General features: G+C 67.1%; 14 protein-coding genes. 7 read left to right on the top strand and 7 right to left on the bottom strand.

Annotated elements, in window-relative coordinates:
* Window positions 1–18: 18 nt before the first annotated feature.
* From hemF to HOP59_RS19990, 6 genes are all read left to right on the top strand, one after another.
* On the top strand, window positions 19–954 hold the full coding sequence (gene hemF / locus HOP59_RS20015) for an oxygen-dependent coproporphyrinogen oxidase (protein ID WP_234255324.1): 936 nt from the start codon (window positions 19–21) through the stop codon (window positions 952–954).
* A complete protein-coding gene (gene aroE / locus HOP59_RS20010; protein ID WP_234255322.1) occupies window positions 951–1,775 on the top strand; it encodes a shikimate dehydrogenase in 825 nt (274 codons plus the stop codon). The genes hemF and aroE overlap by 4 nt, the downstream gene beginning before the upstream one ends.
* A 106-nt stretch (window positions 1,776–1,881) precedes the next feature.
* A complete protein-coding gene (locus tag HOP59_RS20005) occupies window positions 1,882–3,501 on the top strand; it encodes an ABC transporter substrate-binding protein (protein ID WP_010626627.1) in 1,620 nt (539 codons plus the stop codon).
* A gap of 83 nt (window positions 3,502–3,584) precedes the next feature.
* Window positions 3,585–4,565, top strand: coding sequence for an ABC transporter permease (locus HOP59_RS20000; protein ID WP_234255320.1), 981 nt, complete (start codon window positions 3,585–3,587; stop codon window positions 4,563–4,565).
* Complete coding sequence (locus HOP59_RS19995) at window positions 4,562–6,304, top strand: ABC transporter permease subunit (RefSeq protein WP_234255319.1); 1,743 nt, start codon at window positions 4,562–4,564, stop codon at window positions 6,302–6,304. The genes HOP59_RS20000 and HOP59_RS19995 overlap by 4 nt, the downstream gene beginning before the upstream one ends.
* Window positions 6,301–8,601 (top strand): dipeptide ABC transporter ATP-binding protein, encoded by a 2,301-nt coding sequence (locus HOP59_RS19990; protein WP_234255317.1) that lies wholly within the window; start codon window positions 6,301–6,303, stop codon window positions 8,599–8,601. Before HOP59_RS19995 ends, HOP59_RS19990 begins: the two co-directional genes overlap by 4 nt.
* An 84-nt stretch (window positions 8,602–8,685) precedes the next feature.
* Here HOP59_RS19990 and HOP59_RS19985 read toward each other — a convergent pair whose 3' ends face one another.
* The gene (locus tag HOP59_RS19985) at window positions 8,686–8,946 is read right to left on the bottom strand and encodes a hypothetical protein (RefSeq protein WP_234255315.1); all 261 of its coding nucleotides are present in this window, start codon (window positions 8,944–8,946) and stop codon (window positions 8,686–8,688) included.
* A 55-nt stretch (window positions 8,947–9,001) separates the two neighbouring features.
* Window positions 9,002–9,802, bottom strand: a complete 801-nt coding sequence (locus HOP59_RS19980) for a M48 family metallopeptidase (RefSeq protein ID WP_234255313.1) — start codon at window positions 9,800–9,802, stop codon at window positions 9,002–9,004.
* 119 nt (window positions 9,803–9,921) lie between these two features.
* Between HOP59_RS19980 and HOP59_RS19975 the strand changes: the two genes are divergently transcribed.
* Complete coding sequence (locus tag HOP59_RS19975; protein ID WP_234255311.1) at window positions 9,922–10,806, top strand: ATP-binding protein; 885 nt, start codon at window positions 9,922–9,924, stop codon at window positions 10,804–10,806.
* Here the strand turns inward: HOP59_RS19975 and HOP59_RS19970 are convergent, their stop codons facing one another.
* The 5 genes from HOP59_RS19970 to hisS form a co-directional block, all read right to left on the bottom strand.
* Complete coding sequence (locus HOP59_RS19970) at window positions 10,807–11,445, bottom strand: hypothetical protein (RefSeq protein ID WP_010626634.1); 639 nt, start codon at window positions 11,443–11,445, stop codon at window positions 10,807–10,809. It lies immediately after the preceding gene.
* Between the two features lie 107 nt (window positions 11,446–11,552).
* Window positions 11,553–12,956, bottom strand: coding sequence for a ribosome biogenesis GTPase Der (gene der / locus HOP59_RS19965; RefSeq protein WP_010626635.1), 1,404 nt, complete (start codon window positions 12,954–12,956; stop codon window positions 11,553–11,555).
* A complete protein-coding gene (gene bamB / locus HOP59_RS19960) occupies window positions 12,953–14,119 on the bottom strand; it encodes an outer membrane protein assembly factor BamB (protein WP_010626636.1) in 1,167 nt (388 codons plus the stop codon). Before bamB ends, der begins: the two co-directional genes overlap by 4 nt.
* Window positions 14,116–14,760 carry a YfgM family protein gene (locus HOP59_RS19955; RefSeq protein ID WP_234255309.1) on the bottom strand — a complete coding sequence of 215 codons (645 nt, stop codon included), beginning with the start codon at window positions 14,758–14,760 and terminating at the stop codon, window positions 14,116–14,118. Before HOP59_RS19955 ends, bamB begins: the two co-directional genes overlap by 4 nt.
* A gap of 34 nt (window positions 14,761–14,794) precedes the next feature.
* Window positions 14,795–16,108 carry a histidine--tRNA ligase gene (gene hisS / locus HOP59_RS19950; RefSeq protein WP_267965984.1) on the bottom strand — a complete coding sequence of 438 codons (1,314 nt, stop codon included), beginning with the start codon at window positions 16,106–16,108 and terminating at the stop codon, window positions 14,795–14,797.
* Window position 16,109 lies beyond the last annotated feature (1 nt).

The raw sequence follows: 16,109 nt of genomic DNA, 5'->3' as shown, positions 1-16,109 counted from the left end.
GCGACGAGGAGAGACGCGGTGCGAGCCAATCTCGAAACGGTGAAGTCCTACCTGCTCGACCTGCAGGATCGGCTGTGCGATGGCCTGGCCACCGAGGACGGCGGCGCCGGTTTCCGCGAGGAGAGCTGGCAGCGCGAGGCCGGCGGTGGCGGCCGTTCCCGGGTGATGGAGCACGGTCGCGTGTTCGAGAAGGGCGGGGTCAACTTCTCCCATGTTTACGGCGACCGGCTGCCGCCCTCGGCCACCGCGGCCCGGCCTCAGCTGACCGGTCGCGGCTTCCATGCGGTAGGCGTCTCCTGGGTGCTGCACCCCGAGAACCCCCACGTGCCGACCAGTCACGGCAACGTGCGTTTCTTCATTGCCGAGAAGGAGGGCGAGGCGCCGGTGTGGTGGTTCGGCGGCGGCTTCGATCTCACCCCCTACTATCCGGTGCTCGAAGACGTGGTGCACTGGCACCGGGTGGCCCGCGACGCCTGCGCCCCCTTCGGCGCCGAGGTCTACCCGCGCTTCAAGGCCTGGTGCGACGAGTACTTCTACCTGAAGCATCGCGAGGAGACCCGTGGCGTGGGCGGGCTGTTCTTCGACGACTTTAACGAGTGGGACTTCGATAGCTGCTTCGCCTTCCAGCGCGCGGTGGGGGACGCCTTCCTCGACGCCTACCTGCCCATTGTCCGGCGCCGGCGCGACACCCCCTGGAGCGAGCGCGAACGCGAGTTTCAGCTCTACCGTCGCGGCCGCTACGTGGAGTTCAACCTGGTGTGGGACCGCGGCACCCTGTTCGGGCTGCAGAGCGGCGGGCGTACCGAATCGATCCTGATGTCGATGCCGCCGCTGGCGCGCTGGGAGTACGGCTGGACGCCCGAGCCGGGTAGCGCCGAAGAGGTTTTGTATCGGGAGTATCTGCGCCCCCGCGACTGGCTGGGGGAAATAGCAGGGGGAGGAGTCTCTTCATGACCAACCGCTACTGCGTCTTCGGCAACCCCATCTCGCATTCGAAGTCGCCGCTGATCCACGCCGCTTTTGCTGCGCAGACCGGCGAGGCGCTCGAGTACACCGCCATCGAGGCGCCATTGGACGACTTCGCTGGCGCCTGGCAGCGCTTCGTGGCCCAGGGCGGACGCGGCGCCAACGTCACCGTGCCGTTCAAGGAGGAAGCCTTCCAGCTCTGCGATACCCTGAGCCGTCGCGCTCAGCGGGCCGGGGCGGTCAATACGCTGGTGCTGGGCAAGAACGGTCTCACATACAGTGATACCACCGACGGCGTCGGCCTGGTGCGCGATCTTCAGCACCATGGGGTGGCACTGGAAGGGGCCCGTATCCTGGTGCTCGGCGCGGGTGGTGCGGTGCGTGGTGTGCTGGAGCCGCTGCTGGCGATGCGACCGGCACGTGTGCAGGTGGCCAACCGTACGGCGGCCAAGGCCGCGGCGCTGGCGGCGGATTTCGCCGATCTGGGCGAGATCCATGGCGGCGGTTTCGAGGCGGTCGTGGGGCCGTTTGACCTGGTGGTCAACGGTACCAGTGCCAGTCTTTCCGGCGAGCTGCCCCCGTTGCCCGATGCGCTTTTTACTCCTGGAGCCAGCGCCTACGACATGATGTACGGCGCCGAACCCACCGTCTTCCTGTGCTGGGCCGAGGCCCGTGGGGCGCGGGGTATCGACGGACTCGGCATGCTGGTGGAGCAGGCCGCGGAGTCGTTCTTCCTATGGCGCAACAAGCGTCCGGAGACGGGGCCGGTGCGGGACACTCTCAGGCAGCGGCTGCAGGACAAGCGTTGAAGCGCAGGGTTGACACCTTCAACGCTGCTTCCTAGGTTGGGTTGGAGATATTCATGCCGGGCTGCGCTTCCGGCATGAATAACAACTACAATCCGAGGAAAAAACAGTGAAAAACAAGATCAGGGCCGGAGTGCCCATCAAGCTCGTGTCCGCTGCGGTGAGCGTGGGGCTAATGGTAGCCGGCGGCCAGGTGCTGGCCCAGGAGCGTGTCGCTTCCATCAATCTGATGACCACCACCGAGTCCTACGATCCCATCCGCTACGAAGCTGCCTTCATCATCGCCGAGCGCTGGCGCGAACTGGGCTTCGAGGTCAACGTCCAGCCCACCGAGTTCAGCACTGCGCTGGAGCGCTTCTACGATCAGCAGGACTTCGACGCGACCATTCTCGGTTGGAGCGGGCGCACCGACCGTCTCGATCCGCAGTTCTTCCTCAGCACTCTCGATTCACGCCAGTCCAATCTCGGCGGCAACAACCCGGGGGGCTACGAGAATCCGGAGTTCGACGCGCTGTTCGACCAGCAGTCCCAGGCCTTCGACATGGACGAGCGCCAGCGTATCGTTCAGGAGATGCAGGAGCTCTACAAGCCCGACGCGCCTCTCGTCGTGCTGTTCCATCGCGATGAGGTGGTAGCGTTCAATCACGATGCCTTCGAAGGCATCAACCCCATGGCCGGTGAGGGGCTCTACAGCGAGTGGGGGCCGATGGAGGCACGCCCGGTGGGCGATCGTTCCATCCTGCGTATCGGCGGCCCGCAGGAGCCGGACAACCTCAACCCGCTGGCGTCCACCTCGGTATGGGGCTGGAAGTGGATGCGCCTCTACTACGATCGCCTGGTACGTCTCTCCGCCGATGTGGAGCCGCTGCCCTGGGCCGCCGAGTCGGTGGATCAGGTCGACGACAACACCGTGGCCGTGACCCTGCGCCAGGGCATGACCTTCCATGACGGCGAGCCGGTCACCGCCGAGGACGTCGCCTTCACCTGGAACTACTATCTCGACCAGGACTACAGCTACTTCAACTCTTACCTGGCCGCGCTGGAGCGGGCCGAGCAGGTCGACGAACATACCGTGCATTTTCACCTGAGCGAACCTTCGGCCTCCTTTGCCAGCATCTCGCTGTCGCAGATCCCGATCCTGCCCAAACATCTGTGGGAGGAGATCGAGGACGCTTCGACGCTCTCGCCCTCGCAGATTCCCACCGTCGGCTCCGGGCCCTTCGTGCACGAGCGCTTCGATCGCGGCGAGTTCATGGCGCTGAGCAAGTTCGAGGAGCACTTCCACGCTGACGAGATCGCCGCGGATGGCGTCGAGTTCATCATCTACGCCGACATGGAGGGCGTTTACACCGGCCTGCAGACCGGCCAGATCGACGTCACCGCCTGGCGCATGGAGCCCGGCCAGATCGGCCTGGCCGAGGGCGAGGACCACCTCACCGTGGTCAACGTGCCCGATTTCGGCTACTTCCACATGACCTACAACCTGCGTCGCGAGCCGTTCGACGACCGCGCCGTGCGCCGTGCCCTGACCATGGCCACCGACCGCGAGCGCATGGTCAACGTGCTGCTCGACGGTCGTGGCGAGGTGGGCTCCAGCGTGATCGCGCCGGTCAATACCTTCTGGCACGACCCCTTCGTCGAGCGCTTCGACTTCGACATGGAGGCTGCCCGGGCCGAGCTCGAGGAAGCCGGTTACTCCTGGGACGACGAAGGCCGCCTGGTCAGGTAAGCCTTTTCCGAGCCGCGTACGTTTCCCTCTCACCGCTCACAAGGCGGTGAGAGGGAGTGCCAGTCGTCAAGAGCGAGTCTTCCATGTCGACACGCAGAAGCTACCTGATACGCCGTGTGCTGCACGGCCTGATGGCGCTGTTCATCATCGCCACCATGCTGTTCTTCCTGTTCCGCCTGGGGCTGCCCGACCCCACCGCCGCTCTGATCACCGAAGGCCTGAGCCCCGAGGAGCGCGAGCGCATCCGCGCCAGCTTCGGTCTCGATAGGCCGATCTGGGAGCAGTACTTCATCTACCTGGCCAACATCCTGCAGGGCGATTTCGGCTACTCCTTCCACTACCGCGCACCGGTGGCCGACATCATCTGGGAACGGCTCGGCAACACCATGGTGCTGATGCTGCCGGCAATCCTGCTGGCCTACGCCGTGGGCGTGCCGCTGGGGGCTTGGCTCTCCTGGCGTCGCGGCAGCCGTACCGACACCACCGGCATCTTCGTCGGTCTGATGTTCCGTTCGGCGCCGATGTTCTGGACCGGCATGATCGCCATTCTGGTATTCGGCATCGCCTTGGGCTGGCTGCCCACCAGCGGCATGCGCACCTTGCCCTACGAGGCTACGGGCTTCTTCGACAAGATCTTCACTCTCGACTTCCTGCACCACCTGATCCTGCCGGCGCTGGTGGTGGCGCTCTACTACCTGGGCTCGCCGCTGCTGATCATGCGCAACACCATGCTCGAGGTGTACGGCGAGGACTTCATCGAGATGGCCCGCGCCAAGGGCCTGCCGGAGCGGCGTATCCTCTACGCCCACGCCGCGCGCAATGCGCTGCTGCCGGTGGTGACTCAACTGGCGGTGACCGTGGGCCTGGCCGCCGGCGGTCAGGTGGTGGTGGAGGTGGTGTTCTCCTGGCCGGGGCTGGGGCGCGAGATCCTCAACTCGGTGCGCACCTCGGACTTCCCCCTGGCCCAGGCCAGTTTCCTGGTGATGGCGGCCTTCGTGGTCACGCTCAACCTGCTGGTGGACATTCTCTACACCATGCTTGACCCGAGGGTGAGCTTCAAATGATCGGATCCCGCATACTCAAGAGCGCGCAGGAACCGCTGCGCGCGATGATCGGCGATCGCCTCTCCCTGGTGGGCGTCGTGGTGCTGTTGTCGATCATCTGCATGGCGCTGTTCGCGCCGTTTCTCTCCACCCATGAACCGCTGGCGGTGAACGAGCGCGAAGAGGGCTCGCTGCTGGCGCGCAGCGTCGACGGCGAGCGCCCGCGCTGGGTGCAGCTGCCCGCGCTCGGCGAGCGCACCCTCAACGCGGCGGACTATCGCGACGGCGTGGGGCTGGCCGTGGGGCGCGACGGCGCCACCTGGCGCTATCGCGACGGCGAGTGGGCCGAGCTCGAGGCCCCGCTGCCCACGACCCTGATCGACGTCGCCATAGCCCCCGGTGGTGCTGCGCTGGCGGTGGGCGTGGGTGGCAACATCGCCCTGCTCGACGATGCCGCCGCGGGCAGCGAGTGGCTGCCCATCGAGGCACCGGTGTCAGTGGCCTTGACCGGCGTGACCTGGCTCGACGACGCCACGGCGCTGCTGGTGGGCGTCGACGAGACGATCCTGCGCCTGGACGTTGCCAGCGGCGAGTTCGAGGCGCTGGAAAGCCCGCTGGGGCGCGGCATGAGGCTCAACTCGGTGGCGCTGGATGCGGACGGCAGCGCCTGGATGGTGGGCGAGCGCGGCCTGACCCTGCGCCTCGACCCGGACGACGACAGCCTGTCGCTGGAGCGGCTGCCCACCAACCGCGACCTCAACCACATCCACCTGGCCGACAGCGGTCACGGCCTGATCGTCGGCGAACGCGGCACGCTGCTCTCGCGCAGCGCCGTGGGCGAGCGTTGGCAGAGCCAGGACTCGCCGGATTCCCGCGCCATGCGCGCCGGCTGGGTCACCGACGAGGGCCACGCCTTCGCCGTGGGCCGCAGCGGTATCGTGTTCGAGCGCGAGGCGGACGAGTGGCAACTGGTGCCCAGTGAGGAGGAGCGTCACCTGCGGGCCCTGATGGTCACCGGGGAGGACTACTTCGCACTGGGCTCGGACCGCTTCGTCAACCGCCTGGCGCCGCCTTCCGGCGAGCACTGGTTCGGCACCGACCACCTCGGCCGTGACCTCTACAGCCAGAACGTGCACGGCTCACGCATCGCCCTGCTGGTGGGCTTCATCGGCGCCGCCCTGGTGGTGCTGATCGGCGCCAACGTGGGGCTCATTGCCGGCTACTTCCGCGGCCGCACCGAGACCGTGCTGATGCGTACCGTCGACGTCATGTACGGCATCCCCTTCGAGCCCTTCGCGCTGATCCTGGTGCTGCTGTTCGAGCCGAGCCTGCTGATCGTCATCCTCGCCGTGTCGCTGCTCACCTGGCGCACCGTGGCGCGGCTGATCCGCTCCCAGGTGCTCAGCCTGCGCGAGCGTCCCTTCGTCAAGGCGGCGCGGGTGGCCGGTGCCTCGGACCTGCGCATCATGTATCTGCACATCTTCCCCAACGTGATGCCGCTGGTGTTCCTCGAGCTGGCCATCATCGTCGGGGTGTCGATCATCGCCGAGGCCACGCTCTCGTTCCTCGGCCTGGGGCCGCCCCAGTCGATCTCCTGGGGTGGCATTCTGCACAATGCGCGGCTCTCCGGCGCCTGGCGCGACGCCTGGTGGTGGAACCTGCCGCCGGGGCTGTTCATCATGATCACGGTGCTCTCCGTGTTCTTCATCTCCCGCTCGCTGGAGCTGGTCGCCAACCCACGTTTGAGGGCACGCCGATGACCGATCAACGACTGCTGAAGGTCGAGGACCTGGCCATTCACTACCGCACCGGCGCGGGGCCGGTGCAGGCCGTCGACGGCATCCACTTCGACCTGCGTCCCGGCGAGGCCTTGGGGCTGGTGGGCGAGTCGGGCTGCGGCAAGACCACCGCGGCCAAGGCGATGCTGCGGCTGCTGCCGCCCAACGGCGAGGTGCCGCGCGGGCGCATCGACTTCGATGGGCGCGACCTGGTGGCGCTCGACGACGAGAGCATGCGCAAGGTGCGCTGGAAGGAGATCGCCTGGATCTCCCAGGCGGCGATGAACGCGCTGGACCCGGTCTACACCGTGGGCGATCAGATCCTCGAGGCGATGAGCGCCCACATCAAGATCGACCGCAAAGCCGCCTGGGCCCACGCCGAGGAGCTGTTCCGTGCGGTGGGCATCGACCCGGGCCGGCTCTCCGCCTACCCCCACGAGATGAGCGGCGGCATGAAGCAGCGTGCGGTGATCGCCATGGCCCTGGCGCTGGACCCGAAGCTGATCATCGCCGACGAGCCGACCACCGCGCTCGACGTGGTGACCCAGGCGCAGATCCTGGCGCGACTCTCCAAGCTGCGCCGCGAGCGCGGCATGGGGCTCTTGTTCATTACTCACGACATCTCGGTGGTGGTACAGACCTGCGACCGGGTAGCGGTGATGTACGGCGGCCACATCATGGAGACCGGGCCGGTGCGGGAGGTATTCGGCACGCCGTTCCATCCCTACACCATGGGCCTGACCAATGCCTTCCCGACCCTGGAGGGCGCCCAGCGCGAGCTGATCTCGATTCCCGGCAGCCCGCCCGACCTGCTCCATCCGCCGGCCGGCTGTCGCTTCGCCGAGCGCTGCCCCTTTGCCACCGAGCGCTGCGTGCGTGAGACGCCACCACTGCACAGCGTCGGCCCGGATCGCCAGTCGGCCTGCCACTACCCTGACCAGGCCGAGGCCTTCCGCGTGAAGGCGGCGCTCAACGAGACCTGGGCGGTGGTCGGGGAGCGCTTGAACGAGCCGGTGCAGGGCGCCGGCTCCATCGAGCACCAGGATGCCGATTCGCCGCTGCTGCTCGAAGTGGCGGAGCTCAAGAAGCACTTCCCGGTGGAGCAGGGCTTCCTAGACGGCCTGCGCGGTCGCAACAAGGATCGCAAGGTGCATGCCGTCGACGGTATCTCCTTCGACCTGCACGAGGGCGAGATCCTGGGCCTGGCCGGTGAGTCGGGGTCGGGCAAGACCACCACCGGCGAGATGCTGGTGCGGCTGCTCGACGTCACCGCGGGGGAGATCCGCTTCGAGGGCGCCGACATCGCCCAGCTCAGCGGACGCGAGCTGAAGACGTTCCGGCGCCGGGCGCAGATGATCTTTCAGGATCCCTACCAGACGCTCAACCCGCGCTTCACCATCTTCGACATCGTCGCCGAGCCGTTGATCATCCATCGCCTGGCCGAGGGCGAGGCGCTGCAGCACAAGGTGGTGGAGGCGCTGGAGCGGGCCGGGCTCAAGCCGGCCGAGGTCTACGCCGAGCGCTTCCCCCACGAGCTCTCCGGCGGCCAGCGCCAGCGGGTCGCCATCGCCCGGGCCATCGTGCTCGAGCCGCGCTTCATCGTCGCTGACGAGCCGGTGTCGATGCTCGACGTCTCGATCCGCGCCGGGGTGCTCAACCTGATGCACCGCTTTCGCAACGAACTGGGCATCTCCTTCGTCTACGTCAGCCATGACCTGCCGACCATCCGCTACGTGGCGGATCGCACGGCGATCATGTACCTGGGCGAGATCGTCGAGGTGGGGCCTACCGAACAGGTGGTGCGCGAGCGCAAGCACCCCTACACCCAACTGCTGTTGGAGGCGAGTCCCGAGCCGGACCCCAGCGTGGTCAAACCGCCCTTGGAGAGTGCCGGGGAGATTCCCAGCGCGGTGGAGCCGCCCAACGGCTGCCATTTTCACACCCGCTGCCCCCGGGCCATGGCCCACTGCGGCTGGGAAGGGCGCGACGTGATCACCGCTCTGAGCGAGTGGCGAATCGCCGGGCGTGAGATCGAGCATCTGGGTAGCGCCGAAGTGGCTGGGCTCGACGTACACCTGCAGGTGCGCGTGGGGAGCGCCGAGGCCGCGGAGCGCGAGCTGCTCGAGGTGATGCGGGCCAAGCATCCGGCGCTGGCCGAAGCCGGCCGCATCGAGCGTGGCGGAGAGGGGACCCTCAGCGTGCGCTTCCAGGCACAGGCTTCGCCCCAGCGGCGACAGGTCGCCGATCAGCATTCGGTGGCGTGCTATCTCTACGAGTAGCGCTTGGGCGATAGGTCACAGGAGCGCATCGCTCGTCGGGAGGTGAGTACCGCGCAGGGGCGCGCCCTGCGCGGTCGATCAACGTCAGCGTCGCTTGACGTAGAGCCCCGCCATGCACAGCACCACACCGGCCACCGACAGCAGCATGCCGCCGTTGACCAGCCAGGGCTGACGTTCCACCCAGGGCACGAAGGGCTGCGGGGTGGAGCGGCACACGCCGTCGAGGTAGTCCCAGTAGCCGCCCTGGATCAGGGTGCATTCACGCACGCTGCTTAGTTCCCAGAAGTAGAGGCCCATCAGTACGAGGATGGGCAGGATCAACAGCAGCAGTCCTAGTCTCAGCATTCGTTTTCCAGTCGTCTACCAGTCTTGTCGAGCGCAGCAATGAATCGGTGTTGCCCTAGGGGCGCTGGCAGTTAGGCTGCCTTCCCGCCTGGCGCGCCTGCTCATAGCGGGCGATGGCGCCTTCCATCTCCTGCTGCAGTACCTGAGTGCGCTGGCCGTGGCTGGGGTGAGTGGACATCCAGGCCGGTGGACGGGCGCCGCCCTCGGCGCTCATGTTGTCCCACAGGTCGAGGCTGGCGCGCGGGTCGAAGCCGGCATCCGCCATCAGCCGCACGCCGATGATGTCGGCCTCGGTTTCGTGGCGACGCGAGAAGGGCAGCATGATGCCGTATTGGGCGCCGAGGCCCAGCGCACCCATCAACTGCTCGCCGCCAGGGCCCTGCATGCCTGCCGCGGATCCCAGTACCGACAGCGCCAGCTGGGTAGAGGTCTGGGTCGAGACGCGCTCATTGGCGTGACGGGCCAGCACGTGGCCGATCTCGTGACCCACCACGGCGGCGACCTGATCCTGGTTGCGGGCTACCCGCAGCAGGCCGGTGTTGATGCCCATGTAGCCGCCGGGCAGGGCGAAGGCGTTGGCCTGCTCCGATTCGAACACGCGGATCTGCCAGTCCTGGTCTCGCTCGCGCTCCGGCAGCACGGTGATCAGGGCATTAGCGATGCACTGGGCATAGCGCTGTTCGGCCTGGCCGGCGGCCGGCAGGTCTTGCTGGTACTGATCGAAGGCCTCGCGGCCCATCTGATTGAGCTGTGCATCCGACACCAGCGTGAGCTGCTGGCGGCCGGTAGGCGAGGTGGTACAAGCAGTTAGGGTCAGGGCCAGGGCGGCCACGGCAGCATAACGAATCCAGCGCATGTTCGATTCCTCGTTCTTCAGATCCCTTGAGACCCTGGACGTCGGTGACGGTTCGCCACAAGATACCCCGTAACGACGCAACGTCAACCACGAACCGTGGAACTTCCAAGGAGATACCGATGGATGCCGAGCTGAGCAGACGCCTTGGCCGCCTGCTGGATCACGTGGAGCACTGGCTGCCGCCCGCCCCGCAAGAGGTCGACTGGTCACGTGATGTGGCTGCACTGTGGCAGCGCCACGTGCTGGGCGGCCGCTTGTTGCCGGTGCCGCCACGGGATAGCCTCGCCCTCGACGACCTGCTGGGCATCGAGCGCCAGAAGCTGGCGCTGGTCGACAATACCCGCGCCTTTCTACAGGGCTTGCCGGCCAACCATGCGCTGCTGTGGGGCTCACGCGGCAGCGGCAAGTCGTCGTTGATTCGTGCGCTGCTCAACAGTCTGGCCCCGGAGGGGCTGCGCCTGGTGCAGGTCGACCGCCACGATCTGGCTGGCCTGCCCATGCTGGTCGAGCAACTGCGCCTTCAGTCGCAGCGCTTCGTGGTGTATTGCGACGACCTCTCCTTCGAGGGCCACGACGACGCCTACAAGGCGCTCAAGAGCGTGCTCGACGGTGCGCTCACCGGCCCGCCCGAGAACGTGCTGCTCTACGCCACGTCGAACCGTCGCCACCTGCTCCCGGAGTCCATGGCCGACAACGAAGGTTCGCGCCTGGTGGGGGAGGAGCTTCACCACGGTGATGCGGTGGAGGAGAAGATCTCGCTCTCCGACCGTTTCGGCCTGTGGCTGGGCTTCTACCCCTTCAGCCAGGACACCTATCTGGAAGCCTGTTGCCACTGGGTCACGCACCTGGGCAGCGCCAAGGACTGGGACGCCGAGGCGCGTGCCGAGGCGATCCGCTACGCCACCCTGCGCGGCGGACGCAGCGGCAGAGGAGCCTGGCAGTTCGCCTGCCAGTGGGTCGGGCGCCGGCGGCTGCATGAAGCTGGGCGCCGGCAGGGCGAGTGATCAGCGCTGGGGAGTCAGCTCGCCATCCTGCCCCACGGCAAAGCGCAGGGTCGGCGTAAAGAGGCCGGCGGGCAGGGTCACGCCCAGGCCGCGCAGGCTGCCCGGGGTGATGGCGAGCTCACTGCCTGCCGGCAGCTCGCCCTGGCTTGCCAGTTGGGTGGCCAGTTCCACCATGGGGGCCAGGCGGCGGCGGTCGGTGGCCAGCACGTCGAATTCCACCGGTAGGCGCAGGCGGGTGTCGTCACCCGAGGTCAGCGTCACGTCCTGCTGATAGTTGCCGCTGACTGGATCGGCGCCGGGCACGTCCAGGGTCCAGCGGAACCCCGACATCTCCACTGCCGGCATGCCGACGGGCAGCGCCAGCCCCATGGCCAGGGTGGCCTGCACCGGCAGGCTGCCCGCACCGAGGCTGGAAGCGATCAGCGAGGCCACGTCGCTGGTGTCGAGACCGGCCTGGATCGAGTAGGGGCCGATCCGCACGTCTTCCACACCCAGCGATGTCACGGCCAGGCGGAAGGCGAAAAGGCCGGTCTGGGGCAGGGCCAGGCAGCCGGCAAGCAGCAAGGACAGGCTCAGCGGGGCCAGCAGGCGCCAACGGCGACGCGGCAGCAAGAACGACGACACGCGACTCAGGAACATCGGTTCCTCCTGTTGGATGAACGACTAAAGCTAAGGGTAGGTAGCAGGGTAGACCAGGGAGCGGGTGGCAATACGCCCGATCTGGCGATCGGGCGCTTTGACAGGCATCAGCGGCGTTTGTTGCGTGCGGCCCGAGTGCGTCCCAGCTCGCGCTGCTTGGCTTTCTCCCGGTCGCTGGCACCGGCCAGCGGGTCGAAGGGGTTGTTGCCAGAGCGAAACTCGAAGCGAATCGGGGTGCCGCGAACCTTGAGCACCTTGCGGAACGTATTGGTCAGGAAGCGTTTGTAGGACTCGGGCAGCGCTTCGGTCTGGTTGCCGTGAACCACGATGATCGGCGGGTTGCTGCCGCCCTGGTGGGCCATGCGCAGCTTGATCCGTCGCCCATGCACCAGCGGCGGCGGATGCTGGCTGACGGCATCCTGCAGCAGGGTGGTAAGACGGTTGGTCGACCAGTGGCTGTTGGCCGAGGCAAAGGCGCGCTCGATGGAGGGATAGAGGTCACCCACGGCGGTGCCGTGCAGGGCCGAGATGAAGTGCAGGTCGGCGTAGTCGGCGAAGCCCAGCCGACGCTTGATGTCGGCGCGCATCTTTTCCTTGGCCTCGTGCTCCAGGCCGTCCCACTTGTTGACCGCCAGCACCAGGGCACGCCCGGTGGTGAGCACGTAGTCGAGCAGATGCAGATCCTGCTCCACCAGGCCCGAGCGGGCGTCGAGCACCATGATCGCGACATGGCACTCCTTGATCGCCTCCAGTGTCTTGATGATCGAGAACTTCTCGGCGATCTCGCTGACGTTCTTGCGCCGCCGCACGCCGGCGGTATCGATCAGCACGTAGGGCTTGCCGCGCCGCTCGAAGGGGATCTCGATGGCGTCACGGGTGGTACCGGCCTCGTCGAACACCACCACCCGTTCTTCGCCGAGCAGGCGGTTGACCAGGGTCGACTTGCCCACATTGGGCCGGCCGATCACACCGATGCGGATGCCCTTGGTGCCGGTATCCGCCGGGATGCTCAGGTCGCGCTCGGGGAAGGGTGCCAGCACTTCCTCGATCAGGCTGGTGACGTTGCGACCGTGGGCCGCGGCAATGGGGCGCGGGTCGCCAAGACCCAACTGCCAGAAATCGGCCATGGCCGAGTGCTCTTCCAGGCCGTCGGTCTTGTTCACCACCAGCCAGGTCTTCTTCTGGTTGACCCGCAGGTGGTTGGCAATCGCTTCGTCGGCGACATTCAGTCCGGCGCGGGCATCGACCAGGAACAGCACGATGTCGGCTTCGTCGATGGCGGCCAGCGACTGCTCGGCCATGGCCGCATCGATACCCTCCTCGTCGCCGCTGATGCCGCCGGTGTCGATCACCGTATAGGCCTTGTCGCCCAGCATGCCGTTACCGTACTTGCGGTCGCGGGTAAGCCCCGGGAAGTCGGCCACCAGGGCATCCCGGCTGCGGGTCAGGCGGTTGAACAGCGTCGACTTGCCCACATTGGGGCGGCCAACCAGGGCGATCACAGGTGTCATCGGGTAATTTCCAGGGCCTCCAGGCGGCCGTTATTGGTCAGCACGTAGAGACGTCGGAAGTCGGTGACCGGACGCACGCTGATGCCGGAACTGTCGACCCGGGTACGCGCGGTGAAGCGACCGTTCTGAATGTCGATCAGGTGGATGTAGCCCTCGAAGTCGCCCACCACCAGGTTGCCGTCGGCGAAGGCGGGAGAGGTCAGCCAGCGACCCTCGAGGTCGCGGTTGCGCCACACTTCCTCGCCGGTGCGGGCGTCGAAGGCCGTCACATGGCTGGCCTCGCTGACGGTGAACAGGCGATCGCCCACCAGCACCGGGGTCTGATAGCTGGAGTGATCGCGCTCCCACAGCGTTTCACCGCTGGTCGCATCGAGGGCGGTCAGGCGTCCGTTGTAGCTGGCCACGAACAGTCGGCCATCGGGGGTCAGCACGGGCTGGCCGCCCAGGTCGACCATGCGGTCGATTTCGCTGCGTCCGCGGGGTACGGCGATACGACGCTCCCACAGCGGTTGACCGCTGCGGTTGTCCAGCGTGGTCAGGCGGCCGCTGGCAAAGCCGACGAAGGTGACCGGATCGATCACCGACGGGGTGCCGGTGCCGCGCAGGGTAAGGGCCGGTTCGGTGGTGTTGTATACCCAGCGCTCCTGGCCGGTACGCCGATCCAGCGCGGTAACGGTGCCATCCACGCTCTGTACCACGAGGAGCTGCTGGTTGGGCTGGGGCGCGGCCAACACTTCGCTGGCGACACGTGAACGCCAGGTGACCTCGCCGTCGGCCTGACTCACTGCGAGCACTTCGCCGTTGCGGGTGCCCAGGTAGATCTGCCCGGCCGCCGCCGTCAGGCCGCTGGAGACGCCGACCTCGAGGTCGGTCTGCCAGCGCCGCTCACCGCTGTCGGCCGCCACGGCCATGAGTCGGCCACGCTCGTCGGCGGCATAGATCACCCCACCGTCGAGAGTGGGCGAAATGGGGTAGACGGCGCGGCCGAGGCCTTGCCCCACGCGCTGGCGCCAGTCGCTGCGCAGCTCGGCGCGGGCCTCGAAGCGCTGCAGCTCCTTGGGGGTGTAGCGCGGTTCCGAGCGGTTGGCGCAGCCGGCCAGCAGGCCGAGGGTCAGCGTGGCGACCAGAGCGAGAGTGGTCTTGCGAGCGAGAGTCGTCTTCATAGCGTGGCCTCTTCGGCGCCCAGGTCGTCGAGCTTGAGCTGGACGCCATAGATCGGCTGGTTGCGTTGTTCGGCGACGGCAAGCGCTTCCTGCCAGGCCTGACGGGCTTCGTCGGTGCGTCCCACGCTGTGCAGGGCGTCGCCGCGCACGTCGGCCTGCTGGGCGGCGAGGGCTGCCGGGATGTCCCGTGCCAGCGTGTCCAGGGCGGCTTCGGCATCGCCAGCGGCCACCTGCAGTCTGGCCAGACGCAGCCGCGCCAGGCCCTGCACGTAGTCGCGGTTGCTGGATTCGATCACGCCTTCGAGCACCCCGCGGGCGGCGTCGAGGTCACCAGTCTCCACGGCCAGGCGGGCGTCGATCAAGCGCGCCAGGTCGGCATACAGAGTGCGACCGTGGTTGTCGGTGATCTCGGCGACCAGGCTGCGGGCTTCATCGATCTCGCCGCTGTCGGTCAGATTGACCAGGTGCTGGTAGCGCATGGAGGCCGATGCCGACTGGTTTTCCTGATGGTTCTGCCAGGCGTTCCAGCCGACCACGCCGGCAATGGCGATGGCGACACCGGCGATCAGCGCCGTGCCGTTCTCCTTCCACCAGCGCTTGATGGCTTCCAGCTGCTCTTCTTCGGTTCTCAGCTCCGCCACGGGCGGTCTCCTTTTACTGCAATATGCGGTTCGATCAGGCGCGCTCGTCGCTCGCCGTCATGCTGGCGAGGATGTCGATCAGAGCGCCCTGGTCCAGGCTCATCTGCTCGCGCTCCTCGCGCAGGAATTTCAGCGTGGCGCGGCCTGCCTCCAGTTCGTCTTCGCCCAACAGCAGGGCCAGGCGGGCACCGCTCTTGTCGGCCTTCTTGATCCGGCTCTTGAAGCTGCCGCCGCCGCAGTGCAGCTGCAGGCGCAGCTCGGGCAGCTCGCTTCTGATCCTTTCTGCAAGCAGCATGGCCTGGGTGGTGGCGACATCATCCAGGGGCAGCACGTAGAGGTCCAGCTCGCCCAGGGCGGAGTCGGGCACCAGCTCCAGGGTCTCGAGCAGCAGCACCAGCCGTTCGATGCCCATGGCGAAGCCTACCGCGGGGGTCGGCTTGCCGCCGAGCTGCTCGACCAGGCCGTCGTAGCGGCCGCCGGCACACACGGTACCCTGGCTGCCGAGCGCCGTGGTGGTCCACTCGAACACGGTGCGGCCGTAGTAGTCGAGGCCGCGCACCAGGCGCGGATTGATCACGTAGTCGATGCCAGCAGCCTGGAGCAGGGCGGTGAGGCCCTCGAAGTGCTCCCGCGAGGCGTCGTCGAGATGATCCATCAGCTTGGGCGCATCGGCCAGCATCGGCGCCATGTCCGGGTTCTTGGAGTCGAGGATACGCAGCGGGTTGCTGGTCAGACGGCGCAGGGAGTCCTCGTCGAGCTGGTCGCGGTGCTGCTCGAAATAGGCCACCAGCTTGTCGCGATAGGCGGCGCGCGCCTCGCTGGAGCCCAGCGAGTTGAGCTCCAGGGTGACGTGATCGCTGAGACCCAGCTCCCGCCACAGGCGGGCGGAGAGCAGAATCACCTCGGCATCGATGTCCGGACCTTCCAGACCGAAGGCTTCCACGCCGACCTGATGGAACTGGCGGTAGCGACCCTTCTGTGGACGCTCGTGACGGAACATCGGGCCCTGGTACCACAGCCGCTGGGTCTGGTTGTGCAGCAGGCCGTGTTCCATGGCGGCGCGCACGCAGCTGGCCGTGCCTTCGGGGCGCAGGGTCAGGCTGTCGCCATTACGATCCTCGAAGGTGTACATCTCCTTCTCGACGATATCGGTGACCTCGCCGATGGAGCGGGCGAACAGTGCGGTCTGCTCGACGATGGGCGTGCGGATCTCGGCGTAGCCGTAGCGCTGGGTAAGCGCCTGTACCTTGCCTTCGAAGTACTGCCACAGGGCGGACCGGTCCGGCAATAGGTCGTTCATGCCGCGGATGGCCTGGATCTTCTTCTTGCTGCTGTCGGACTTGCTCAAC

This window comes from Billgrantia aerodenitrificans (assembly GCF_021404405.1).
In the GTDB taxonomy this organism is placed as follows: domain Bacteria; phylum Pseudomonadota; class Gammaproteobacteria; order Pseudomonadales; family Halomonadaceae; genus Halomonas; species Halomonas aerodenitrificans.
Note: the sequence above shows the minus strand (reverse complement) of the source record. Positions and strands in the feature narration are given on the sequence as shown.

Coding starts and splice junctions, on each gene's coding strand:
- aroE (WP_234255322.1), top strand. CDS start 951: ATGACCAACCGCTACTGCGTCTTCGGCAACCCCATCTCGCATTCGAAG.
- HOP59_RS20000 (WP_234255320.1), top strand. CDS start 3,585: ATGTCGACACGCAGAAGCTACCTGATACGCCGTGTGCTGCACGGCCTG.
- HOP59_RS19995 (WP_234255319.1), top strand. CDS start 4,562: ATGATCGGATCCCGCATACTCAAGAGCGCGCAGGAACCGCTGCGCGCG.
- HOP59_RS19990 (WP_234255317.1), top strand. CDS start 6,301: ATGACCGATCAACGACTGCTGAAGGTCGAGGACCTGGCCATTCACTAC.
- HOP59_RS19985 (WP_234255315.1), bottom strand. CDS start 8,946: ATGCTGAGACTAGGACTGCTGCTGTTGATCCTGCCCATCCTCGTACTG.
- HOP59_RS19980 (WP_234255313.1), bottom strand. CDS start 9,802: ATGCGCTGGATTCGTTATGCTGCCGTGGCCGCCCTGGCCCTGACCCTA.
- HOP59_RS19975 (WP_234255311.1), top strand. CDS start 9,922: ATGGATGCCGAGCTGAGCAGACGCCTTGGCCGCCTGCTGGATCACGTG.
- HOP59_RS19970 (WP_010626634.1), bottom strand. CDS start 11,445: ATGTTCCTGAGTCGCGTGTCGTCGTTCTTGCTGCCGCGTCGCCGTTGG.
- der (WP_010626635.1), bottom strand. CDS start 12,956: ATGACACCTGTGATCGCCCTGGTTGGCCGCCCCAATGTGGGCAAGTCG.
- bamB (WP_010626636.1), bottom strand. CDS start 14,119: ATGAAGACGACTCTCGCTCGCAAGACCACTCTCGCTCTGGTCGCCACG.